This window comes from Desulforamulus reducens MI-1 (assembly GCF_000016165.1).
GTDB classification, from domain to species: domain Bacteria; phylum Bacillota; class Desulfotomaculia; order Desulfotomaculales; family Desulfotomaculaceae; genus Desulfotomaculum; species Desulfotomaculum reducens.
In genome coordinates, this window is record NC_009253.1 from 214,048 (window position 1) to 236,894 (window position 22,847).

General features: G+C 46.3%; 26 protein-coding genes and 1 tRNA gene. All 27 read left to right on the forward strand.

Annotation, left to right across the window (positions count from 1 at the left end):
- Window position 1: 1 nt before the first annotated feature.
- Window positions 2–78, forward strand: a tRNA-Met gene (locus DRED_RS01100).
- A gap of 333 nt (window positions 79–411) precedes the next feature.
- Window positions 412–1,614: an elongation factor Tu gene (tuf, locus tag DRED_RS01105; protein ID WP_011876589.1), complete on the forward strand. Its 1,203-nt coding sequence runs from the start codon at window positions 412–414 to the stop codon at window positions 1,612–1,614.
- A 392-nt stretch (window positions 1,615–2,006) separates the two neighbouring features.
- Window positions 2,007–2,156 carry a 50S ribosomal protein L33 gene (gene rpmG / locus DRED_RS18100; RefSeq protein ID WP_011876590.1) on the forward strand — a complete coding sequence of 50 codons (150 nt, stop codon included), beginning with the start codon at window positions 2,007–2,009 and terminating at the stop codon, window positions 2,154–2,156.
- A gap of 109 nt (window positions 2,157–2,265) precedes the next feature.
- Window positions 2,266–2,619, forward strand: coding sequence for a preprotein translocase subunit SecE (gene secE, locus DRED_RS01110; RefSeq protein WP_049755826.1), 354 nt, complete (start codon window positions 2,266–2,268; stop codon window positions 2,617–2,619).
- A 53-nt stretch (window positions 2,620–2,672) separates the two neighbouring features.
- Window positions 2,673–3,200, forward strand: a complete 528-nt coding sequence (gene nusG, locus DRED_RS01115) for a transcription termination/antitermination protein NusG (RefSeq protein ID WP_011876592.1) — start codon at window positions 2,673–2,675, stop codon at window positions 3,198–3,200.
- Window positions 3,201–3,230: 30 nt separating this feature from the next.
- Window positions 3,231–3,659: a 50S ribosomal protein L11 gene (rplK, locus tag DRED_RS01120; protein WP_011876593.1), complete on the forward strand. Its 429-nt coding sequence runs from the start codon at window positions 3,231–3,233 to the stop codon at window positions 3,657–3,659.
- Window positions 3,660–3,712: 53 nt separating this feature from the next.
- Window positions 3,713–4,402 carry a 50S ribosomal protein L1 gene (gene rplA, locus DRED_RS01125; protein ID WP_011876594.1) on the forward strand — a complete coding sequence of 230 codons (690 nt, stop codon included), beginning with the start codon at window positions 3,713–3,715 and terminating at the stop codon, window positions 4,400–4,402.
- A gap of 198 nt (window positions 4,403–4,600) precedes the next feature.
- A complete protein-coding gene (gene rplJ, locus DRED_RS01130) occupies window positions 4,601–5,137 on the forward strand; it encodes a 50S ribosomal protein L10 (RefSeq protein WP_041274366.1) in 537 nt (178 codons plus the stop codon).
- A 55-nt stretch (window positions 5,138–5,192) separates the two neighbouring features.
- A complete protein-coding gene (rplL, locus tag DRED_RS01135) occupies window positions 5,193–5,567 on the forward strand; it encodes a 50S ribosomal protein L7/L12 (RefSeq protein WP_011876596.1) in 375 nt (124 codons plus the stop codon).
- Window positions 5,568–5,948: 381 nt separating this feature from the next.
- Window positions 5,949–9,386 (forward strand): DNA-directed RNA polymerase subunit beta, encoded by a 3,438-nt coding sequence (gene rpoB, locus DRED_RS01140; protein ID WP_011876597.1) that lies wholly within the window; start codon window positions 5,949–5,951, stop codon window positions 9,384–9,386.
- A 55-nt stretch (window positions 9,387–9,441) separates the two neighbouring features.
- Window positions 9,442–12,999: a DNA-directed RNA polymerase subunit beta' gene (gene rpoC, locus DRED_RS01145; RefSeq protein ID WP_011876598.1), complete on the forward strand. Its 3,558-nt coding sequence runs from the start codon at window positions 9,442–9,444 to the stop codon at window positions 12,997–12,999.
- A gap of 90 nt (window positions 13,000–13,089) precedes the next feature.
- Window positions 13,090–13,341, forward strand: coding sequence for a ribosomal L7Ae/L30e/S12e/Gadd45 family protein (locus DRED_RS01150; RefSeq protein ID WP_011876599.1), 252 nt, complete (start codon window positions 13,090–13,092; stop codon window positions 13,339–13,341).
- Between the two features lie 52 nt (window positions 13,342–13,393).
- Window positions 13,394–13,768 (forward strand): 30S ribosomal protein S12, encoded by a 375-nt coding sequence (gene rpsL / locus DRED_RS01155; protein ID WP_011876600.1) that lies wholly within the window; start codon window positions 13,394–13,396, stop codon window positions 13,766–13,768.
- A gap of 48 nt (window positions 13,769–13,816) precedes the next feature.
- Entirely contained in the window at window positions 13,817–14,287 is a 471-nt protein-coding gene (gene rpsG / locus DRED_RS01160; protein ID WP_011876601.1) for a 30S ribosomal protein S7, read from the forward strand.
- A 12-nt stretch (window positions 14,288–14,299) separates the two neighbouring features.
- Window positions 14,300–16,378 (forward strand): elongation factor G, encoded by a 2,079-nt coding sequence (gene fusA, locus DRED_RS01165; RefSeq protein ID WP_011876602.1) that lies wholly within the window; start codon window positions 14,300–14,302, stop codon window positions 16,376–16,378.
- Window positions 16,379–16,421: 43 nt separating this feature from the next.
- Window positions 16,422–17,624 carry an elongation factor Tu gene (tuf, locus tag DRED_RS01170; RefSeq protein WP_011876589.1) on the forward strand — a complete coding sequence of 401 codons (1,203 nt, stop codon included), beginning with the start codon at window positions 16,422–16,424 and terminating at the stop codon, window positions 17,622–17,624.
- Between the two features lie 110 nt (window positions 17,625–17,734).
- Entirely contained in the window at window positions 17,735–18,043 is a 309-nt protein-coding gene (rpsJ, locus tag DRED_RS01175; protein WP_011876603.1) for a 30S ribosomal protein S10, read from the forward strand.
- 78 nt (window positions 18,044–18,121) lie between these two features.
- Window positions 18,122–18,751 carry a 50S ribosomal protein L3 gene (gene rplC, locus DRED_RS01180; RefSeq protein ID WP_011876604.1) on the forward strand — a complete coding sequence of 210 codons (630 nt, stop codon included), beginning with the start codon at window positions 18,122–18,124 and terminating at the stop codon, window positions 18,749–18,751.
- 32 nt (window positions 18,752–18,783) lie between these two features.
- A complete protein-coding gene (gene rplD / locus DRED_RS01185) occupies window positions 18,784–19,404 on the forward strand; it encodes a 50S ribosomal protein L4 (RefSeq protein WP_011876605.1) in 621 nt (206 codons plus the stop codon).
- Entirely contained in the window at window positions 19,404–19,691 is a 288-nt protein-coding gene (gene rplW, locus DRED_RS01190) for a 50S ribosomal protein L23 (protein WP_011876606.1), read from the forward strand. Before rplD ends, rplW begins: the two co-directional genes overlap by 1 nt.
- Window positions 19,692–19,705: 14 nt before the next feature.
- The gene (gene rplB, locus DRED_RS01195; protein ID WP_011876607.1) at window positions 19,706–20,533 is read left to right on the forward strand and encodes a 50S ribosomal protein L2; all 828 of its coding nucleotides are present in this window, start codon (window positions 19,706–19,708) and stop codon (window positions 20,531–20,533) included.
- A 68-nt stretch (window positions 20,534–20,601) separates the two neighbouring features.
- The gene (gene rpsS, locus DRED_RS01200; protein ID WP_011876608.1) at window positions 20,602–20,886 is read left to right on the forward strand and encodes a 30S ribosomal protein S19; all 285 of its coding nucleotides are present in this window, start codon (window positions 20,602–20,604) and stop codon (window positions 20,884–20,886) included.
- A gap of 12 nt (window positions 20,887–20,898) precedes the next feature.
- On the forward strand, window positions 20,899–21,240 hold the full coding sequence (gene rplV, locus DRED_RS01205) for a 50S ribosomal protein L22 (RefSeq protein WP_011876609.1): 342 nt from the start codon (window positions 20,899–20,901) through the stop codon (window positions 21,238–21,240).
- A gap of 4 nt (window positions 21,241–21,244) precedes the next feature.
- A complete protein-coding gene (gene rpsC / locus DRED_RS01210; RefSeq protein WP_011876610.1) occupies window positions 21,245–21,910 on the forward strand; it encodes a 30S ribosomal protein S3 in 666 nt (221 codons plus the stop codon).
- Between the two features lie 3 nt (window positions 21,911–21,913).
- Window positions 21,914–22,348, forward strand: coding sequence for a 50S ribosomal protein L16 (gene rplP, locus DRED_RS01215; protein WP_011876611.1), 435 nt, complete (start codon window positions 21,914–21,916; stop codon window positions 22,346–22,348).
- The gene (rpmC, locus tag DRED_RS01220; protein ID WP_011876612.1) at window positions 22,338–22,535 is read left to right on the forward strand and encodes a 50S ribosomal protein L29; all 198 of its coding nucleotides are present in this window, start codon (window positions 22,338–22,340) and stop codon (window positions 22,533–22,535) included. The genes rplP and rpmC overlap by 11 nt, the downstream gene beginning before the upstream one ends.
- A 38-nt stretch (window positions 22,536–22,573) precedes the next feature.
- Window positions 22,574–22,843, forward strand: a complete 270-nt coding sequence (gene rpsQ / locus DRED_RS01225; protein ID WP_041274368.1) for a 30S ribosomal protein S17 — start codon at window positions 22,574–22,576, stop codon at window positions 22,841–22,843.
- The last annotated feature ends 4 nt before the right edge of the window (window positions 22,844–22,847 follow it).

A 22,847-nucleotide genomic window follows, 5' to 3' on the forward strand; every position in this document is an offset into this window, starting at 1 on the left:
TGGCGGTGTAGCTCAGATGGTCAGAGCACACGGTTCATACCCGTGGTGTCACTGGTTCAAATCCAGTCACCGCTACCAGTTATAAGTCAGTCTGTGGGACTGGCTTTTTTACATACCAAAATGCGTCGAGCTTTCTGTTATATATAAGGTCATCTAAGGATGTCTGTTGCCATTAAAAGTCTGGCGTAGAATTCCTTGATTCTTTGCTGTATCAGAAAAATAAGATCCTTTTAATGTAGGTATTCTTTTTTGATAAAAAGAAGGATTTTAGGGATTCTTATCGAAAATAGCAAATGGTTTGTATCGGTTTAGTGTAAAAGGTATAAAAAGAGCATAATTTTGGAAATAACTTTAGGGATGGATGAAATCTCTGGCAAAAAGTCCTGAACAATGGAGGAGGAGAATTGAAACATGGCTAAGGCTAAATACGAACGTACGAAACCCCACGTAAACATTGGTACCATTGGTCACGTTGACCATGGCAAAACCACCCTGACTGCTGCCATTACCGTAGTTCTGTCTACTTCTGGCGGTGCCTCTGTTAAGCGTTATGATGAAATTGACAACGCCCCTGAAGAGCGTGAGCGCGGCATCACCATTAACACCGCCCACGTAGAATATGAAACCGCAAACCGTCACTATGCACACGTTGACTGCCCCGGTCACGCTGACTATGTTAAGAACATGATCACCGGTGCTGCTCAGATGGACGGTGCTATCCTAGTTGTATCCGCCGCTGACGGCCCGATGCCTCAAACCCGTGAGCACATTCTGCTGTCCCGTCAGGTAGGCGTTCCTTATATCGTAGTATTCCTGAACAAGTCTGACATGGTTGACGATGAAGAACTGCTCGAACTGGTAGACATGGAAGTTCGCGAACTGCTGAACTCCTATGAGTTTCCTGGCGATGACACTCCCATCGTAGCTGGCTCTGGTCTAAAAGCTCTGGAATGTGGCTGCGGTAAGCGCGAGTGCGAGTGGTGTGGCAAAATCTGGGAGTTAATGGACAATGTAGACGCCTACATTCCTACCCCTGAGCGTGCTGTAGATAAGCCATTCCTGATGCCTGTGGAAGACGTGTTCTCCATCACTGGTCGTGGTACCGTTGCTACTGGTCGTGTAGAGCGTGGTCAAGTAAAAGTACAAGACGAAGTAGAAATCGTTGGTCTGAACGAAAAGCCTCGTAAGACCGTTGTAACCGGTGTAGAAATGTTCCGTAAGCTGCTGGACTTTGCACAAGCTGGTGACAACATTGGTGCTCTGTTGCGAGGTGTAGACCGTAAAGAAATCGAACGCGGTCAAGTATTAGCTAAACCCGGCAGCATTAACCCCCACACCAAGTACAGTGCTGAAGTATACGTTCTGACTAAAGAAGAAGGTGGCCGTCATACTCCTTTCTTCAACGGTTACCGTCCTCAGTTCTACTTCCGTACCACCGACGTTACCGGTATCGTACAACTGCCTGAAGGTGTAGAAATGGTAATGCCTGGCGACAACATTAAAGTAGATGTAGATCTTATCACCCCCATCGCTATTGAAGAAGGTCTTCGCTTCGCTATTCGTGAGGGTGGCCGTACCGTTGGTGCCGGTGTTGTAACTGGTATTAGAGAATAATTTATAGGTTCTTTTAAGGGGAGTGGGTTCGTCCTACTCCCCCCTTTTAGCCATCAGCTTGTAGCCTTCGGCTACAGCCTAAGAGTTTGTCGAGTTGGCTTTGAGCCATGAGCCGTGAGTTTTTTAGCATGTTTTCATTCGGGGTACTATGGCCCATAGCTCAAGGCCATTGAGAATACAAAACTAACAGTTACAGCTAAAGACTGATGGCTGAAAGCAGAGGGCTGCTAATACAAATGGTATATAAATCCAATTCATGAGACAAAATACGAATATGGGTTGTTGCCACAGGATAAGTATTGACATCCAACAACACTTGTGTTAAATTTGTTAAGGTATATTACGAGACAATATCGGTCCAAGTCTTTTTTCGTTTTAGGGAGGTGGCAACAGTGCGAGTAGGCGTAACTCTGGCTTGCACCGAATGTAAACGGCGCAACTACACCACTGCCAAAAATAAAAAGAACGATCCTAATCGGATCGAACTGAAAAAATATTGCAAGTGGTGTCATACACACACCGTTCATAAGGAAACCAGATAGTATAACCCAGCTTTAACCCCAAGCATTGCAAGATGCCGCATTCACATACTGGGGTTTTATTTGAGGCACTACTGGTGAAAAGAAACTAACAAGGATGTGGCGTTTTTCGATGGCTGTGCAAAAAAAAGATTTTAAAAAGGCAAGCGCTGCCAAGGAAAGAACGGCAACCAAAGAAGCCAGCGGGGCCGAGAATAAAAAGGATGCGGCCCCAAAGGATGCTGCGAAAGCTGTGGCTAAAAAAGAATCTGCTAAGGTACAAAAGCCTTCGGTTTCGGAACGTGCTGGCAGCGTAAGCAAGTATCTTCGTGGGGTTCAGAACGAACTAAAAAAGGTACACTGGCCCACCCGTAAGGAAGTTGTCACCTATACTGCGGTAGTGCTTGCTTCTGTCGCTGTGGTTGCTGCAGTGATCTGGGTGCTGGATTCGCTTCTCAGCTTAGGCGTTTCGGCCATATTATCCTAAATGTCAAGCGAGGGGGTGGGGAGCTCCTCTAGGTAAAGGAGTTCCTTCTGTTGATGAGTAAACAGTGGTATGTTGTGCATACTTACTCCGGGTATGAGAACAAGGTCAAGGCTAACTTGGAGAGGCGAATAGAATCAATGAATATGGAGGACAAAATCTTTCGTATTCTTGTACCCATGGAAGATGAAGTGGAAATAAAAAATGGCAAGAAAAAAGTTTCAAAGAAAAAAGTATTTCCGGGCTATGTGCTGGTTGAAATGATTATGACCGACGATTCCTGGTATGTTGTCCGCAATACACCGGGTGTCACGGGTTTTGTTGGTACTGGTTCCAAGCCCATCCCTCTGGATGAGGAGGAAGCCAAGACAATCATTAAACAAATGGGCATCGAGGAACCAAAGGCCAAGATAGATGTTGTCCTTGGCGAAAACGTCAAGGTAACAGATGGGCCCTTTGAGAATTTTGTTGGCGTAATAGAAGAAATTTACCCTGATAAGGGTAAAGTTAAAGTTATGGTATCCATGTTTGGACGTGAAACTCCCATCGAACTCGATTTCACACAGATTGAAAAGTTAAGTTAAGCTTGTAGGTTGTAAGGAGGTGGACTGGATATGGCCAAAAAGGTAGCTGCCATTATTAAATTGCAAATTCCGGCCGGTAAAGCCACCCCAGCACCCCCAGTGGGACCTGCTTTGGGTCAACATGGGGTTAATATCATGGGGTTTGTTAAACAATATAATGAAGTCACTGCCGCCCAGGCAGGCTTGATTATTCCGGTTGAAATTACAGTATATGAAGACCGGTCCTTTACCTTTGTTACTAAAACCCCTCCTGCAGCAGTATTGCTGAAGAAGGCTCTAGGTATTGAGACCGCTTCTGGTGAACCTAACAAGAAAAAAGTGGGTAAGCTCGACCGCTCTAAAGTTAGAGAAATTGCAGAATTAAAAATGCCTGACCTAAACGCTGCCAGTGTAGAAGCTGCAATGCGTATGGTAGAAGGAACTGCCCGCAGTATGGGCATTGAAATTGTAGAAGGATAACTTCATCCGGTGGGAGGATGTAGTCCGCTAGTACCACGAAGGAGGGAACTTGCATGCCGAAGGAAGGCAAGAAGCTACAAGAGGCTAGAAAGCAGTTCGATAAGAACACGCTTTATGAACCCCTTGAGGCATTGGAAATGGTTAAAAAAACTGCTACGGCCAAGTTTGACGAAACCGTAGAAGTTGCTTTCCGTCTGGGGGTTGATCCCCGTCACGCAGATCAGCAACTGAGGGGTGCAGTTGTGTTGCCCCATGGCACTGGTAAAACCAAAACTGTTTTGGTTTTTGCTAAGGGTGATAAAGCAAAAGAAGCTGAAGCTGCAGGCGCTGATTTTGTAGGTGCAGAAGATATGTTAGAAAAAATTCAAGGTGGCTGGCTCGGCTTTGACGTAGCCATTGCAACCCCAGATATGATGGGTACCGTTGGTCGCTTGGGTCGTGTACTTGGCCCCCGTGGCTTAATGCCAAACCCCAAAACTGGTACCGTTACCTTTGAAGTTGGGGATGCAGTTAGAGATGCCAAGGGTGGTAAAATTACCTACCGTACTGATAAAGTAGGTATTATCCATGCACCTATTGGTAAGGCTTCCTTTGACACACAAAAATTAGCTGAAAACTTCAAGACATTGGCTGATACCTTGGTTCGTATTAAGCCCGCTTCTGCCAAAGGAACTTACATGAAGACCATTACGGTGTCTTCAACCATGGGACCTGGAGTTCGGATTAACCCGAACAAACTCTAGGAACCTTTTACCCGGTTAACTACAACTGAAGAGGTTTTCCAGTCGTAGACAGTTGGCGTCCTCTGGGACATAATGGTACAAACCACCAGCCGAGACCGGGTTCTTAACTGCAAGCTTACTAAGATTGCGGAGATTTCGGTATTTGTCTATGCCAAATCTCCGCATTTATTTTTATTTCATCGGAAGGAGGTGTATCTCTTGCCGACTACAAAAGCTCAAAAAACAGTCATGTTAGGCGAAGTTAAAGAAAAAATGTCTAACGCTCAAGTAACCATCCTGGCAGATTTCCGGGGTGTGCCTGTTGCTAAAATTACAGACCTGCGTGCGCGCCTGCGTAAAGCTGGCAGTGAAATGAAGGTAGCTAAAAATACCATCGCTGGTATTGCAGCGAAGGAAATTGGTATTGAAGGTTTGGAACCCTATCTTGAAGGTCCCACCGTATTTGCCTTTGGCATTGAAGACCCTGTGACTCCTGCAAAAATTCTTAGCGATTTTGCTAAGGAGATAAAGCAAGGGGTTGATATCAAGGCTGGTATTCTGGAAGGAAAAGTTATTGATGCCGCTGGCGTTAAAGCTTTGGCGGATCTGCCCTCCAGAGAAGTTTTACTGGCAAAAGTACTGGGTGGTATGCAAGCTCCTATGTACGGTTTTGCCGGCGTACTGGCTGCCAACCTGCGCAATCTGGTTTATGTATTGGATCAGGTGCGTCAGCAAAAAGAAGGTCAAGCATCCTAAGTATTTGCAAAGCATAAAAATTATTTTATAAACCTTGAGGAGGTTACTCATTACTATGTCTAAAGTTGCTGAAGTATTAGAAATTGTAAAAGGCCTAACCGTTCTGGAACTGGCTGAATTAGTTAAAGCTTTTGAAGAAGAATTTGGTGTATCTGCTGCTGCTCCCGTAGCTGTTGCTGCTGCTCCTGCTGCTGGCGCTGCTGCTGCTGAAGAAGAAAAAACCGAATTTGATGTTATTCTGACTTCCGCTGGCGACAAGAAGATCAACGTTATTAAAGTTGTTCGCGAAATCACCGGTCTGGGTCTGAAAGAAGCGAAAGAACTGGTTGATGGCGCTCCCAAGCCTGTTAAAGAGAAAATTGCCAAAGAAGAAGCTGAGTCCATCAAAGCTAAGCTTACTGAAGCTGGCGCTACCGTTGACGTTAAGTAATTCAAAAATTTCTATGTAATTAGAAACACAAAAACACTGCTCAATAGGAGCAGTGTTTTTGTGTTTTTGGCAACAACCAAGAATTCGACAACTAAGACAAAATAAAGCCTTGACAAAAGATAATACCTGTGCTAACATTACAAAATGTCATTCTATGGTTTACTTAGATAATAATTTGATTAGGTGGCAAAAATTGTGCATAATTTACTGCATAAAGGGAAAAAATAAAATAGATAGGGATCATAATGCATAAGGCGAGGTATTGTTAATAAAGGCAAGACCTTGCTTTTCGTTGTCTATGTTTTCAATACTTTGACTAAAAGGCAAAGTTTTATAAATAAACTGTTTGATGTTAAATATTTAAGGGGTGTGATGCGTTCGATGGCTTACCCGGAAAAAGTAGGAAACAGGGTGAGGTGGAACTACGGCAAACTTCGTGAAGTCCTGGATTTGCCTAACCTGATTGAAGTTCAGCGAAATTCATACGAATGGTTCCTCCAGGAAGGTCTGAGGGAAGTATTCCATGACATCTCTCCTATTCAGGACTTTACTGGAAACCTGATTCTGGAATTCCTGGACTACACTCTGGGAGAACCGAAATATTCGGTAGAAGAGTGCAAGGAACGCGATGTAACTTATGCGGCCCCGTTACGGGTTAAGGTGCGCCTTATTAATAAGGAAACAGGGGAAGTAAAAGAACAAGAAGTCTTTATGGGAGACTTTCCTTTAATGACCAGCAAAGGCACCTTTATTATTAACGGTGCAGAACGCGTTATTGTAAGCCAGTTGGTACGTTCTCCGGGAGTCTATTTTGCTGACCAAATAGACCCCAGTGGGAAAAGATTATTTGCTACCACAATGATTCCTAACCGTGGAGCATGGTTAGAATTTGAAACAGATGTCAATGACCATATTTTCGTTCGTATTGACCGCACCCGTAAGATTCCGGCAACTGTGTTAATTCGGGCTTTGGGCTATGGCTCAAATGCCTTAATCATGGAACTGTTTGAAAATGACAAATTTGTTCAAGAGACACTAACCCGTGATAACACAGACACTGAGGAAGAAGCACTGGTTGAAATTTATAAGCGTCTTCGTCCGGGGGAACCTCCTACGGTAGAAAGTGCGAGGTCTCTATTAAATACATTATTCTTTGATCCTAAACGATATGACCTTGCCCATGTGGGACGTTATAAATTACAAAAGAAATTAAAGCACGGCATCCTTTACCGTTATCCCAACGGTGAAGAAGGCCCCAAAGAATGGGACCGCCTATTAAATAAAGAAGTACCGGTGGATCGGGAATTTATCCGTGAATTAACCAAAGAAGATATTATTGCAACCTTCCGTTATCTTTTGAACTTAATGCAGGGTGAAGGTATTGTGGATGATATTGACCACTTAGGTAACCGCCGATTACGTTCCGTGGGTGAGTTGTTACAAAACCAGTTCAGAATTGGTTTATCTCGTATGGAACGGGTTGTCCGGGAAAGAATGACGATTCAGGATGTAGATGTAATAACTCCACAAGTATTAATAAACATTCGCCCGGTTGTGGCATCCATTAAAGAGTTCTTTGGCTCCAGCCAATTGTCTCAGTTTATGGACCAAACTAACCCACTGGCGGAATTAACCCACAAAAGACGTCTGTCAGCCTTAGGTCCTGGGGGGTTATCCAGGGAGCGTGCGGGCTTCGAAGTGCGTGACGTTCACCACTCTCACTATGGCCGTATGTGTCCCATTGAGACACCGGAAGGTCCCAACATTGGTTTGATTGGTTCACTGTCTACCTATGCTAGGATTAATAGCTTTGGCTTTATGGAAGCACCCTATCGTAAAGTAGATAAAGAAAACAAACGTGTAACCGATGAAATTGTTTATTTAACGGCAGATGAAGAAGAAGACCATATTATAGCCCAGGCTAACGCTCCTCTTGACGAAAATGGTTATTTTGTAGAAGAAAGAGTAAATGCCCGCCGGGGTCATGATACCCTTCTGGTACCCACTGACCGTGTAGAATACATGGACGTATCTCCTAAACAAGTATTTTCCGTAGCAACGTCCTTAATTCCCTTCTTGGAACATGACGATGCGAACCGCGCCTTGATGGGCGCAAACATGCAACGTCAGGCGGTACCTCTGCTCAGGTGTCAGGCACCCGTGGTGGGTACGGGTATAGAACACAGGGCTGCTAAGGATTCTGGTGTATGTATAGTAGCAGAGAGAGGCGGAGAAGTTGTTCGGGTGACCGCCACTGAAGTTGCTGTACGTACTGACGAGGGAAGGACAGACACCTATAAACTCTTAAAGTTTACTCGTTCCAACCAGGGTACCTGCATTAACCAAAAGCCCATTGTCAATAAAGGAGACAGAGTGGAGGAAGGCCAAATCCTTGCGGATGGGCCAGCCACTGAACAAGGCGAATTAGCTTTGGGAAGAAATATCCTGGTAGCTTTTATGACCTGGGAAGGTAACAACTACGAGGATGCCATTCTGATCAGCGAAAAGGCTGTAAAAGAAGATTTTTTCACCTCGATCCATATAGAAGAATATGAGTGTGATGCCAGGGATACCAAACTTGGTCCCGAAGAGATCACCCGGGATATTCCCAATGTGGGCGAAGATATTTTAAAAGATCTGGATGAAAGAGGAATTATCCGGGTGGGCGCTGAGGTAAGACCCGGTGATATTCTAGTAGGAAAAGTAACACCCAAGGGTGAAACAGAACTAACCGCAGAGGAACGATTGCTCCGGGCGATCTTTGGTGAGAAGGCCAGAGAGGTAAGAGATACCTCCCTCAGAGTACCCCACGGGGAAGCCGGAAAAATTGTTGATGTTAAGGTGTTCTCTCGGGAGAATGGCGATGAACTGCCACCAGGCGTAAACCATTTAGTACGGTGTTACATTGCCCAGAAGAGAAAGATTTCTGAGGGTGACAAAATGGCCGGTCGTCACGGTAACAAAGGGGTAGTGGCTCGGATCTTGCCCGAAGAAGATATGCCCTTTATGGCGGATGGAACTCCGGTACAAATTGTACTGAACCCATTGGGTGTACCGTCCCGTATGAACATCGGTCAGGTTTTAGAAACTCACCTAGGTTGGGCTGCTAAAACACTAGGGTTCAATGTAGCAACACCGGTATTTAACGGCGCATCTGAAGAATCTATCTGGGAAACCCTGAGACGTGCTGAACTACCCGAAGACGGAAAAACTGTTCTCTACGATGGTAGAACCGGGGAACCCTTTGATAATAGGGTCACCGTTGGATATATCTACATGATAAAACTGCACCACCTGGTGGATGACAAGATTCACGCCCGGTCCACTGGTCCATACTCTTTGGTCACCCAGCAACCTCTGGGCGGTAAGGCTCAGTTTGGTGGACAGCGTTTTGGTGAGATGGAGGTATGGGCGCTGGAGGCTTACGGTGCAGCCTATACGCTTCAAGAGATTCTTACCGTTAAGTCCGACGATGTAGTGGGTCGGGTTAAGACCTATGAAGCCATTGTAAAGGGAGAAAATGTACCTGAACCAGGGGTTCCGGAGTCCTTCAAGGTACTAATCAAGGAACTGCAGTCCCTTGGATTAGACGTCAAGGTGCTCGCTGAAGATGAGAAGGAAATTGAAATCAAGGAAATTGAAGAGGATATAACTGAAACCGCAAAAGAACTGGGGATTGAACTACCCGAAGAAAGAAGGGTAAGCTCTTCCAAAGAAGAAATTGAAGAGGAAGAGGAAGTTGAAGATAATTCTGACGAATTTGATGAAACTTTCCTGGAAGAAGCTGAAGACGACTTCAGTTTGGATGACGAGGACTAAAACGAGCGGTTTGTAAACCATTTTACCTAAATCCGCTAAAGGGGGAGTAGGTCCTTTGTTAGAGCTAAATAACTTTGATAGTATACGTATCGGCCTTGCCTCACCGGACAAGATTCGTCAATGGTCCAGTGGGGAGGTAAAAAAACCGGAAACCATCAACTACCGGACATTGAAGCCAGAACGTGACGGTTTATTCTGTGAACGTATCTTTGGCCCCACCAGGGATTGGGAATGTCACTGCGGAAAGTACAAACGTGTCCGCTACAAAGGCGTTGTCTGCGACCGCTGCGGTGTTGAAGTAACCCGCTCCAAGGTTCGCCGAGAAAGGCTAGGACACATTGAACTGGCAGCCCCAGTATCTCATATTTGGTACTTTAAAGGGATTCCTAGCCGCATGGGGTTGCTACTGGATATGTCACCCAGAGCATTGGAAAAAGTACTGTATTTTGTTTCTTACATTGTTATCGAGCCGGGCGATACTCCTCTGTTGAAAAAACAGTTACTTACTGAAACCGAGTATCGGGAATATAGGGATAAATTTGGCAATAATTTCAAGGCAGGCATGGGCGCTGAAGCCATTAAGGTCTTGCTGGTGGAAATAAACCTGGAGGAATTGGCCAGGGAACTGCGCCAGGAACTAAAGGAGGTTTCTGGCCAGCGTAAGATCCGTGCCATACGTCGGCTGGAAGTCGTAGAGGCCTTTAAGAAATCTGGCAACCGACCAGAGTGGATGATCATGGACGTAGTTCCAGTTATTCCTCCAGAACTAAGACCTATGGTACAGTTGGATGGTGGACGTTTCGCTACTTCGGATTTAAATGACCTTTATCGGCGGGTTATTAACCGAAACAATCGTTTGAAACGCTTGCTTGATTTAGGCGCACCGGACATCATCGTAAGAAACGAAAAGCGAATGTTGCAGGAAGCTGTGGATGCTCTCATCGATAATGGACGACGTGGCCGACCTGTAACAGGCCCTGGCAATCGTCCGTTAAAATCCCTGTCAGACATGCTAAAGGGGAAACAAGGACGCTTCCGCCAAAACCTACTGGGTAAAAGGGTTGACTACTCCGGTCGTTCGGTTATCGTAGTAGGACCACGTTTAAAGATGCACCAATGCGGTTTGCCCAAGGAAATGGCACTGGAGCTCTTCAAACCCTTTGTTATGAAAAAGCTGGTCAATGATGGCCATGCCCATAACATTAAGAGTGCTAAGCGTATGGTAGAACGGGTACGTCCGGAGGTATGGGATGTTCTTGAAGATGTGATTAAAGAACATCCAGTTATGCTAAACCGTGCCCCAACCCTACACCGTTTGGGTATTCAAGCCTTTGAGCCAGTTTTAGTAGAGGGTCGTGCCATTAAAATTCACCCCATGGTTTGTACAGCCTATAACGCGGATTTTGACGGTGACCAAATGGCAGTTCACGTACCGCTGTCTGCTGAGGCTCAGGCAGAAGCTAGGCTTCTCATGCTGGCTGCTAATAACATCCTGAACCCCAAGGACGGCAAGCCTGTGGCCAGTCCTACTCAGGACATGGTATTGGGTTCCTATTACCTGACCATGGACAGAGATGGTGATTTAGGCGAGGGACTGATCTTTAAAGATGAGCAGGAGGCCATGCTGGCCTATGATAACAAGCAAGTATCCTTACAGGCTAAAATTACCGTACGCCGGAAAAATGGTGAGCGGTTACAAACTACCGTTGGCAGGATTATCTTCAATGAGGTAATCCCCGAGGAGTTAGGATACATTAATAAAGTTTGCGACAAAAAGACACTAAGCAAAATTGTTGCAGATTGCTACCGCCGCCTTGGAAATGCTCATACTGCGGAACTACTGGATGGCATTAAAGAGCTGGGTTATAAATATTCAACCCGGGCGGGCATCACCATTGGGGTGCCGGATATTACTATTCCGGAAGCCAAGAAGGAGATTCTTGCCAAGGCTGAGGAGCAAGTTAATAAGATCGAAACCCAATTCCGTCGGGGTCTGATTACGGAAGACGAGCGTTACCGTAAAGTAATTGGTATCTGGAATGACGCTACTGATAAAGTAACCAAAGCCTTGATGGCCACACTGGATAAGTTTAACAATGTTTACATGATGGCTACCTCTGGTGCCCGTGGTAACATCCAGCAGATTCGTCAGCTGGCCGGTATGCGTGGTCTAATGGCAGACCCCTCCGGACGAATTATTGACCTGCCAATTAAAGCAAACTTCCGGGAAGGCTTAACCGTATTGGAATACTTTATTTCCACCCACGGTGCTCGGAAAGGTTTGGCTGATACCGCCCTGCGTACGGCTGACTCCGGTTACTTGACTCGCAGACTGGTGGATGTGGCCCAGGACGTTATAGTACGGGAAGATGACTGTGGCACCACCGAGGGAATTGAAGTCAGAGAAATTAGAGATGGTACCGAAGGTATTGAAAAACTCCATGAACGTCTGGAAGGCCGGGTACCAATGGAAGTGGTTGTTCACCCAGAAACAGGGGAAGTGCTCATTTCCCAGGAGCAGGTAGATAACCATCAAGTGATGACCGAAGAACAGGCCCAGGCCATTGAAGACGCAGGCATTGAAAAGGTAAAAATTAGATCGGTTATTACCTGCAAAACCCGCTACGGTGTGTGTAAACACTGCTATGGTAAGAACCTGGCAACAGGTGGCAACATTGATATTGGTGAAGCCGTGGGTATCATTGCAGCCCAGTCCATTGGTGAGCCTGGCACACAGTTAACCATGCGTACCTTCCACACCGGTGGTGTAGCCGGAGATGATATTACACAAGGTCTTCCGAGGGTTGAAGAACTGTTTGAGGCCCGTAGACCTAAGGGTCAGGCCATTGTGGCAGAAGAGGACGGCAGCATTGCTATACGGGAAGTAAAGGGTCGCAGGGAAATTGAAATCACCAAGGACAATGGTGAAAAGAATGTCTATGCCGTTCCCTTTGGCGCTAGAATCAAAGTAAAAGAAGGCCAGCGCATTGAGGCCGGTGACGAATTGACAGAGGGTTCCGTTAACCCGCACGACCTCTTAAAGATTAAGGGACCAGCAGGAGTGCAAGTATATCTGCTGCAGGAAGTACAAAGGGTATATCGCCTGCAGGGTGTGGAAATTAACGACAAGCACATCGAAGTTATGATTCGTCAAATGTTGAGAAAAGTGAAGATTGAAGAAGCTGGTGATACAGAATTACTACCCGGTGGCCTTATTGATATTTTTGAATTTGAAGAGGAAAATCGTAAGGCCGTTGAGCAAGGTGGAGAACCTGCTGTAGCCAAACCGGTACTATTGGGTATTACCAAGGCTTCTCTTGCCACAGATTCCTTCTTATCCGCAGCGTCCTTCCAAGAGACCACTCGGGTACTAACCGAAGCAGCTATCAAAGGAAAGATGGACCCGCTGCTTGGTCTCAAAGAAAACGTTATTATCGGTAAGCTGGTTCCGGCAGGTACAGGCATGTCACGCTATCGCAATATAGAAGTGCTGGAAGAAGGTCAGCCATTCCTGGAGGAAGACAGGGATATACTGCTTCCTGAAAGGGACCGGGACTACAACTTCCTTTCAGATGAAGAGAAGATTGATTTCGACCTGACACTTGAAAAATAACCCTGGTAGAACTAAAAATACAAATTATTGACACGGGTTAATGTAAGTGATATTATATGTAAGTGTTTGATTACTGGAGGTGGGAATACCATGTCTTTGGAGTCTTTAAAGGTTGCCCGGAGAAAAACCATTGGGGCCAAACAGACCTTAAAGGCTGTTGAAAAAGCTCTGGCAAAAGAAGTTTATTGGGCTTCTGATGCAGAGTCCCGCGTGGTAGATCCCATTCTTCGGGCTTGCTTTTCTCAAAACATACCAACCGTAAAGGTTGAAACGATGAAAGATTTAGGCAGAGCCTGTAACATTGAAGTGGGCTGTGCCATAGCAGCTATAACTGAGCACTAAAATGTTTCAACTTAAACATATAGCAGTACTTCGAGAGGAGGTGTAGAGAGATATGCCTACCATTAACCAGCTGATTCGCAAGGGTCGTGAACAAGTTGTTTATAAATCAACTGCCCCTGCTCTGAAAGAATGTCCCCAAAAGCGTGGCGTTTGCACCAGGGTATATACCACAACCCCGAAGAAACCCAACTCTGCCCTGCGCAAAGTGGCTCGTGTACGTTTAACCAACGGCATTGAAGTTACTTCGTATATTCCGGGCATTGGCCATAACCTACAAGAACACTCCGTGGTTCTCGTTCGCGGCGGCCGTGTTAAAGACCTGCCTGGTGTACGTTACCATATTGTTCGCGGCGCACTGGATTCTGCCGGTGTTCAAAACCGCAACCGTGGCCGTTCCAAGTATGGGACTAAACGTCCCAAAAAATAATATTAAGAATCAAAGATATATGATTACTGTGTAAAGGGGGGAAATTTAGTGCCAAGAAGAGGTGGAATCCCCAAACGGGATGTACTTCCCGATCCGATCTATGGTAGCAAGATTGCAACCAAACTTGTTAACCAAATGATGTTAGATGGTAAGCGTGGCGTAGCCGAAAAAATTATTTATGATGCTTTTGAAATCATTAAAGAGAAAACCGGCAAAAGCCCGCTGGAAGTTTTTGATGCTGCTATGAAAAATGTTATGCCTGTTCTGGAAGTTAAGGCTCGCCGTGTAGGTGGTGCCAACTACCAAGTACCTGTTGAGGTACGGGCTGAACGTCGTCAGACACTGGGCATTCGCTGGATGGTTCTGTTTACCCGCAAGCGTGCCGGAAAGTCTATGGCAGAAAAACTAGCTGCTGAAATTATGGATGCAGCTAACAACACTGGTGCAACTGTTAAGAAGCGTGAAGATACACATAAAATGGCAGAGGCCAACAAAGCATTTGCTCACTACAGGTGGTAAGGGGGAATCATTATGGCCCGACAGTTTCCATTGGAAAGAACCCGCAACATTGGCATTATGGCCCATATTGATGCCGGAAAAACCACTACCACTGAGCGTATTTTGTTCTACACCGGGAGAGTTCACAAGATTGGTGAAGTGCATGATGGTGCAGCCACTATGGACTGGATGGTTCAAGAGCAGGAACGGGGTATTACCATTACCTCTGCTGCCACCACAGCCCAATGGAATGGCCATCGTGTAAATATTATAGACACACCCGGGCACGTGGATTTTACTGTTGAAGTAGAACGTTCGCTTCGGGTATTAGACGGTGCGGTGGCTGTTTTCTGTTCGGTCGGTGGGGTAGAACCCCAGTCAGAAACTGTTTGGAGACAGGCAGATAAGTATGGTGTGCCTAGACTAGCCTATATCAATAAAATGGACCGTGTTGGTGCTGACTTCTTTAACGGCATGGACATGATCAAAAATCGTCTGGGCGCAAACCCGGTAGCAATTCAACTGCCCATAGGCAGTGAAGATCGTTTCAAAGGCATTGTGGATCTGGTAACGAAAAAGGCCATCGTATACATTGATGACCTGGGTACAAATAGTGAAACAACTGATATTCCTGCAGACATGGTAGATCAAGTTGAAGAATACCGTGAAAAGCTGCTAGAAGCAGTGGCTGAATCTGATGAAGAACTTATGATGAAATACCTAGAAGGTGAAGAACTGACAGAGGAAGAAATTAAGGTGGCTATTCGTAAGGCCACTCTGGCAGTTAAAATCACCCCAGTAATTTGCGGTTCTTCCTTTAAAAACAAAGGCGTTCAGTCATTATTGGATGCGATTGTCGATTACTTGCCGGCACCTACAGATGTTCCGCCAATTCAAGGTGTTAATCCTGATACCGGCACTGAAGACCAAAGGATTTCTAGTGATAATGAACCCTTTGCAGCATTGGCCTTCAAGATTATGACCGACCCATACGTAGGAAAACTGAGCTACTTCCGGGTTTATTCCGGGACATTAAAGTCAGGCTCCTATGTTTTAAACTCCACAAAGGGTAAAAAGGAACGTGTAGGTCGTATCCTACAGATGCACGCAAACCACAGGGAAGAAATTCCCGAGGTTTATGCCGGCGATATTGCCGCTGCAGTTGGCCTGAAGGATACAACCACCGGGGACACTCTCTGTGATGAGAAGAGCTTAATTATTCTGGAGTCTATGGAATTCCCGGATCCGGTAATTCACGTAGCCATTGAGCCTAAAACCAAGGCAGACCAGGATAAAATGGGTGTAGCTCTAAGCAAATTGTCAGAAGAAGATCCAACCTTCAAGGTGCGTACCGATGAGGAAACCGGCCAAACCATCATTGCTGGTATGGGCGAGTTGCACCTGGAGATCATTGTAGATCGTTTACTGCGTGAGTTCAAGGTGCAGGCAAACGTAGGTCGACCTCAGGTTGCATACAAAGAAACCATTCGTAAGGCTGTTAAGGCGGAAGGTAAATTTGTTCGCCAGTCTGGTGGTAAGGGTCAATACGGTCACGTTTGGATTGAATTGGAACCCCTCGAAGCAGGCGGTCCTGGCTACGAGTTTGTTAACAAGATCGTGGGTGGTGTGGTTCCCAGAGAATACATCGCTCCGGTTGATAACGGCATTAAAGAAGCAATGGAGAATGGTATTTTGGCGGGCTACCAGATGGTGGACATCAAAGCAACCCTTTATGATGGTTCTTACCACGAAGTAGACTCTTCAGAGATGGCCTTTAAGATTGCTGGTTCTATGGCCTTCAAGAATGGTGCCCAAAAGGCAAATCCCGTTTTGTTGGAGCCCATTTTCAAGGTTGAAGTAACTGTGCCCGAAGAGTACATGGGCGACGTAATCGGTGACCTGAACAGCCGTCGTGGACGCATTGAAGAAATGGGACAACGCGGCAATGCTCGAATTGTGTCAGCCTTTGTTCCCTTGGCAGAAATGTTCGGTTATGCTACCGATCTGCGTTCTAAAACCCAGGGTCGTGGTACTTACAGTATGCAACACGACCATTACGAAGAAGTTCCTAAGAACATTGCTGAAGGAATTATTGCTAAACGTAAAGGTTAATAGATAAGATTCTTTTCAAAGGTGCAAGGAGGAAAGTATTAGAATGGCTAAGGCTAAATACGAACGTACCAAACCCCACGTAAACATTGGTACCATTGGTCACGTTGACCATGGCAAAACCACCCTGACTGCTGCCATTACCGTAGTTCTGTCTACTTCTGGCGGTGCCTCTGTTAAGCGTTATGATGAAATTGACAACGCCCCTGAAGAGCGTGAGCGCGGCATCACCATTAACACCGCCCACGTAGAATATGAAACCGCAAACCGTCACTATGCACACGTTGACTGCCCCGGTCACGCTGACTATGTTAAGAACATGATCACCGGTGCTGCTCAGATGGACGGTGCTATCCTAGTTGTATCCGCCGCTGACGGCCCGATGCCTCAAACCCGTGAGCACATTCTGCTGTCCCGTCAGGTAGGCGTTCCTTATATCGTAGTATTCCTGAACAAGTCTGACATGGTTGACGATGAAGAACTGCTCGAACTGGTAGACATGGAAGTTCGCGAACTGCTGAACTCCTATGAGTTTCCTGGCGATGACACTCCCATCGTAGCTGGCTCTGGTCTAAAAGCTCTGGAATGTGGCTGCGGTAAGCGCGAGTGCGAGTGGTGTGGCAAAATCTGGGAGTTAATGGACAATGTAGACGCCTACATTCCTACCCCTGAGCGTGCTGTAGATAAGCCATTCCTGATGCCTGTGGAAGACGTGTTCTCCATCACTGGTCGTGGTACCGTTGCTACTGGTCGTGTAGAGCGTGGTCAAGTAAAAGTACAAGACGAAGTAGAAATCGTTGGTCTGAACGAAAAGCCTCGTAAGACCGTTGTAACCGGTGTAGAAATGTTCCGTAAGCTGCTGGACTTTGCACAAGCTGGTGACAACATTGGTGCTCTGTTGCGAGGTGTAGACCGTAAAGAAATCGAACGCGGTCAAGTATTAGCTAAACCCGGCAGCATTAACCCCCACACCAAGTACAGTGCTGAAGTATACGTTCTGACTAAAGAAGAAGGTGGCCGTCATACTCCTTTCTTCAACGGTTACCGTCCTCAGTTCTACTTCCGTACCACCGACGTTACCGGTATCGTACAACTGCCTGAAGGTGTAGAAATGGTAATGCCTGGCGACAACATTAAAGTAGATGTAGATCTTATCACCCCCATCGCTATTGAAGAAGGTCTTCGCTTCGCTATTCGTGAGGGTGGCCGTACCGTTGGTGCCGGTGTTGTAACTGGTATTAGAGAATAGTATAAAACACTGTTAAAACGGTGTGACTAGCGATGAAGTGGAAGGTTGCTCGCGGTCTGAGGTAATTTCCATGGAGCAGTCCGCGAATCGGACGAAGGGAGAGTAAACATATGAAAAACCAAAAGATTAGAATTAGGCTAAAAGCCTTTGATCATCAAATGCTTGACCAGTCTGCCACAAAAATTGTAGACACAGCCAAACGGACTGGTGCTCAGGTTGCAGGTCCTGTACCTCTGCCAACTGAAAAAAGCATTTACACCATTTTGCGTTCCCCCCACGTAAATAAAGACTCCCGGGAACAGTTTGAAATGCGTGTTCACAAGCGTTTAATTGATATCCTTGAGCCCACTCCAAAAACTGTAGATGCTCTAATGCGCCTGGACCTACCCGCTGGCGTGGATATTGAAATTAAACTGTAATTGACCCCGAGAGTGTATGTTAGGAGCCCTGGGGGAACCGGGGACTTCTAACCTCTGACTATAACAGGAGGTGTTTCCATGCCAAAAGGTATTCTTGGCAAAAAGATTGGCATGACCCAAATCTTCAACGAAGCTGGGGTTGCCATCCCCGTAACAGTTGTTGAAGCAGGCCCTTGCCTGGTAGTACAAAAAAGAACCCCCGAAAACGATGGGTACAGTGCCATTCAGTTAGGCTTTGGTGTAAAGCGTGAGAATTTGCTGAACAAACCCACCAAAGGTCACCTGAATAAAGCGGGTGTTCGCCCGGTACGTTTTCTGAGGGAACTAAAAGTTGATGACCTCGAAGCTTTTCAAGTAGGTCAAGAGATTAAAGCGGACATTTTCGCTGAGGGCGAAAAAGTAGACGTTGTAGGGACTTCTAAGGGTAAAGGTTTTGCTGGTGGGATCAAGCGTCACAACTTCCACCGTGGACCCATGGCCCATGGTTCTAAGTATCACCGTCGGCCCGGTTCCTCCGCAGCAAAAGGCCCTGCTCGTACCTTTAAGGGTAGAAAACTTCCCGGTCACTACGGGGTTGAACGTGTAACCGTTCAAAACCTTCAAGTAGTTAAGGTTGACCCCGAACGTAACTTACTTGCTATTAAAGGTGCAGTACCCGGACCCCGGGGTGGCCTATTACTGGTTAAGAATAGCGTCAAAGTTAAGTAGCATTGACGCATCGAAAGGAGGACTGTGAACGAATGCCTAAAGTAGCTTTATATAACATCAACGGCGAGCAAGTTGGCGAAGTGGAGCTTAAGGACGAAGTGTTCGGCATTGAGCCTCACGAACATGTAATGCATGAAGCAGTAAACATGCAGCTGGCCAACCAACGCCAAGGTACCCATGATACCAAAACTAGAGCAGAGGTACGCGGTGGTGGACGTAAACCCTGGCGCCAAAAGGGCACTGGCCGTGCCAGAGCAGGTAGCAGCAGATCACCCATCTGGCGCAAAGGTGGCATTGTATTTGGGCCCCATCCACGCGATTATGCAATATCTCTGCCTAAAAAAGTGCGTCGTCTGGCTTTAAAATCAGCTCTTTCCAGTAAAGTACTGGATCAAAACATCATTGTATTAGACAGTCTGACCATGGATGCTCCTAAAACCAAAGATATGGTTCGTATCCTAGGAAACCTAAAAGCTGATAAGGCTTTGGTTGTGACTGCTACTCGTGATTTAAATGTTGAAAAATCTGCTAGAAACATTGAAGGTGTAAAACCTTTAAAAGCCGATGGAGTCAATGTTTATGACTTGTTAAAATACACTAAGCTGGTCATCACCAAAGACGCCGTTGCTAAGATCGAGGAGGTGCTGGCGTAATGAAAAATCCACGCGACATCCTCATCAAGCCGGTGGTAACCGAGAAAAGTACTGGTTTATTAGCAGAGAACAAATACACCTTCATTGTAGATCTCAATGCTAACAAAACCGAAGTTAAAAAGGCTGTTGAGGAAATCTTCAAGGTTAAGGTGGAAAAGGTGAACACCATGCGCGTTAAAGGAAAACTAAAGCGTGTTCGTCAGTTTACCGGCAAAACCCCTGACCGTAAAAAAGCCATTGTTACCTTAAAAGAAGGCGACAAGATCGAGATCTTTGAAGGACTGTAAGGAGGGAAGCCCAGGTGGCAGTAAAAAATTATAAACCTACCTCACCTGGCCGCCGGTTTGTAACTTTCTCCGACTTTAGCGAGATTACAAAGGTAGAACCTGAGAAATCTTTGCTGGAGCCTATAAAGAAGACCGGGGGACGCAACGCCCAGGGCCGACTGACTGTTAGGCACCAGGGTGGTGGCCACAAGCGGATGTTCCGCATTATTGATTTCAAACGTAACAAAGATGGCATCCCTGCTAAGGTTGCATCTATTGAATACGATCCTAACCGTTCTGCACGTATTGCCCTGCTGAATTATGCAGATGGAGAAAAACGTTACATTTTGGCGCCTGTGGGTCTGGAAGTTGGCGTAATTGTTGAGTCCGGTCCGGATGCAGACATTAAAGTAGGCAACTGCCTGCCTTTGCGCAATATTCCTGTTGGTACCATGGTACACAACATTGAATTATACCCCGGTGCAGGTGCACAAATGGTTCGTTCTGCCGGTGCTGCTGCACAATTAATGGCTAAGGAAGGTAAATACGCAAACCTGCGTTTACCCTCTGGCGAAATGCGTTTAGTTCTGCAAGAATGCCGTGCCACCATTGGTCAGGTTGGAAACCTTGAGCACGAGAACGTTACCATTGGTAAAGCCGGTCGTTCCCGTCACTTAGGCATCAGACCTACCGTTCGCGGTAAAGTGATGAACCCTGTTGATCACCCACACGGCGGTGGTGAAGGTCGTAACCCAATCGGTCGCAACCCATCTACTCCTTGGGGTAAACTGGCTATGGGTGTTAAGACCCGTGGTAATAAGAAAAGCGATCGCTTGATTGTAAAACGTCGTAATAAGAAATAAAGTAGGGGCTGCAACACACCCGGCCCCGTGAATATGGAACATGACCATGATCCGGAAGGAGGTTCATAATGGCTCGTTCTCTGAAAAAAGGACCGTTTATTGACGATCACCTTCTGAAAAAAGTTGACGAGATGAATGAGAAGGGCGAAAAAAAGGTATTCAAGACCTGGTCCCGCCGTTCCACCATCTTCCCACAGATGATCGGCCACACCATCGCAGTATATGATGGTCGTAAGCATATCCCGGTTTATATCACTGAAGATATGGTCGGACATAAACTGGGTGAATTCGCACCTACCCGCACCTATAGAGGCCACGCTGATAAATCAGAGCGGTCCACAGGACTTAAGTAAGGGGGATAAACGATGGAAGCGAAAGCTATCGCAAAATTTATCCGCGTGTCCCCGCGTAAAGCCCGCATGGTAGTTGATTTAATTCGGGGCAAGAAAGTAGAAGAAGCATTGGCTATTCTGCGCTATACCCCGAACAAGGCTGCTGCTGCAGTAACCAAAGTGGTAAAATCTGCTGCTGCTAACGCGGAACACAATAACGATATGGATAAAGAAGAATTAGTAGTATCCCAAATTTTTGTTGACCAGGGTCCCAGCTTAAAGCGTATGATGCCAAGGGCAATGGGCCGGGCCGACATTATAAAAAGAAGGACCAGCCACATTACTGTAGTGGTTTCGGATAAAAAGGAGGGATAATTGCGTGGGCCAGAAGGTTAACCCAAAGGGTTTGCGTGTTGGCATAATCAAAGACTGGGAAGGTAAATGGTTTGCTGATAAACGCAATTACTCCAATTTGTTAATCGAGGACGTAAAAATACGTGAATACATCAAACGCAAACTATACCAAGCAGGCATTTCCAGAATTCAAATTGAACGCGCAGCTAACCGCGTAAAAGTTTCTATTCACACTGCTAAGCCAGGTATTGTTATCGGACGTGGTGGCGCTGAGGTAGAAGCTCTACGCAAAGAGCTTGAGAAAATGACTGCGAAGCAAGTTCACGTAAACATCGTTGAAGTGAAAACTCCGGAAGTAGACGCTCAACTGGTAGCAGAAAACATCGCATCCCAGTTAGAAAAGCGTATTGCCTTCCGCCGTGCTATGAAGCAAACTGTGCAGCGTTCTCTCAGAATGGGAGCTAAGGGTATTAAAATTGCCTGCAGTGGCCGCTTGGCCGGTGCTGAAATCGCTCGTACCGAGTGGTACAGCGAAGGGAAAGTGCCCCTCCACACTCTGCGCGCTGATATTGACTACGGCTTCGCCGAGGCCAATACTACCTACGGTAAAATTGGCGTTAAAGTTTGGATCTATAAAGGAGAAGTTTTACCGGAAGCGAAAAAACCCGCAGCCGGTCAAGGAGGCGAGTAACCGATGCTTATTCCGAAAAGGGTTAAATACCGCAAACAGCACCGTCCCCGTGGTAACGGCGGCGTTTCTAAAGGCGGTAGAGAGGTAAGCTTCGGTGAATACGGTATCCAGGCCCTGGAGGCCGGTTGGATCACTAACCGTCAAATCGAAGCTGCTCGTATTGCCATGACCCGTTATATTAAACGTGGTGGTAAAGTATGGATTCGCATTTTCCCGGATAAGCCGATCACCCAGAAGCCGGCTGAAACTCGTATGGGTTCTGGTAAAGGTGCTCCGGAACACTGGGTAGCTGTTGTGAAACCAGGTCGTGTTATGTTCGAGGTTGCCGGCGTTCCCGAAGCAACTGCTCGTGAAGCTATGCGACTGGCTATGCACAAACTGCCTGTAAAATGCAAGTTTGTAGTTCGTGGGGAAGTAGGTGAAGCCAATGAAAGTTAAGGAACTCAGAGATCTTACTGATGCCGAGCTGGCTAAGAAGATAGATGACTCCAAGGATGAGCTCTTCAAGTTAAGATTTCAATTGGCAACCGGACAATTGGATAACCCCATGAAGATAAAAGATGTTAAACGTAATATCGCCCGCTTAAAGACCATCGAGACCGAAAGAAAGTTGGGTATTCGATAAACATAGTGGAAATTGTCATCGACCAGGAAGGAGGTACGATGGTGGAACAAGTGCGTAACATGCGCAAAACTCGTCAAGGTAAAGTTGTCAGCGACAAGATGGATAAAACTATTGTTGTAGCTGTTGAAGATCGTGTTCGTCACCCATTATATAACCGCACCATTCGTAAAACTACAAAGTTTAAAGCCCATGATGAAGAAAACAGCTGTCGCATTGGCGATACTGTACGTATCATGGAAACCCGTCCGCTTTCCAAAGATAAGCGCTGGCGTGTGATTGATATCCTGGAACGGGCCGAACAACTTTAATTAG

Coding starts and splice junctions, on each gene's coding strand:
- tuf (WP_011876589.1), top strand. CDS start 412: ATGGCTAAGGCTAAATACGAACGTACGAAACCCCACGTAAACATTGGT.
- secE (WP_049755826.1), top strand. CDS start 2,266: ATGGCTGTGCAAAAAAAAGATTTTAAAAAGGCAAGCGCTGCCAAGGAA.
- nusG (WP_011876592.1), top strand. CDS start 2,673: ATGAGTAAACAGTGGTATGTTGTGCATACTTACTCCGGGTATGAGAAC.
- rplK (WP_011876593.1), top strand. CDS start 3,231: ATGGCCAAAAAGGTAGCTGCCATTATTAAATTGCAAATTCCGGCCGGT.
- rplA (WP_011876594.1), top strand. CDS start 3,713: ATGCCGAAGGAAGGCAAGAAGCTACAAGAGGCTAGAAAGCAGTTCGAT.
- rplL (WP_011876596.1), top strand. CDS start 5,193: ATGTCTAAAGTTGCTGAAGTATTAGAAATTGTAAAAGGCCTAACCGTT.
- rpoB (WP_011876597.1), top strand. CDS start 5,949: ATGGCTTACCCGGAAAAAGTAGGAAACAGGGTGAGGTGGAACTACGGC.
- DRED_RS01150 (WP_011876599.1), top strand. CDS start 13,090: ATGTCTTTGGAGTCTTTAAAGGTTGCCCGGAGAAAAACCATTGGGGCC.
- rpsL (WP_011876600.1), top strand. CDS start 13,394: ATGCCTACCATTAACCAGCTGATTCGCAAGGGTCGTGAACAAGTTGTT.
- fusA (WP_011876602.1), top strand. CDS start 14,300: ATGGCCCGACAGTTTCCATTGGAAAGAACCCGCAACATTGGCATTATG.
- tuf (WP_011876589.1), top strand. CDS start 16,422: ATGGCTAAGGCTAAATACGAACGTACCAAACCCCACGTAAACATTGGT.
- rpsJ (WP_011876603.1), top strand. CDS start 17,735: ATGAAAAACCAAAAGATTAGAATTAGGCTAAAAGCCTTTGATCATCAA.
- rplC (WP_011876604.1), top strand. CDS start 18,122: ATGCCAAAAGGTATTCTTGGCAAAAAGATTGGCATGACCCAAATCTTC.
- rplD (WP_011876605.1), top strand. CDS start 18,784: ATGCCTAAAGTAGCTTTATATAACATCAACGGCGAGCAAGTTGGCGAA.
- rplW (WP_011876606.1), top strand. CDS start 19,404: ATGAAAAATCCACGCGACATCCTCATCAAGCCGGTGGTAACCGAGAAA.
- rpsS (WP_011876608.1), top strand. CDS start 20,602: ATGGCTCGTTCTCTGAAAAAAGGACCGTTTATTGACGATCACCTTCTG.
- rplV (WP_011876609.1), top strand. CDS start 20,899: ATGGAAGCGAAAGCTATCGCAAAATTTATCCGCGTGTCCCCGCGTAAA.
- rplP (WP_011876611.1), top strand. CDS start 21,914: ATGCTTATTCCGAAAAGGGTTAAATACCGCAAACAGCACCGTCCCCGT.
- rpmC (WP_011876612.1), top strand. CDS start 22,338: ATGAAAGTTAAGGAACTCAGAGATCTTACTGATGCCGAGCTGGCTAAG.
- rpsQ (WP_041274368.1), top strand. CDS start 22,574: ATGGTGGAACAAGTGCGTAACATGCGCAAAACTCGTCAAGGTAAAGTT.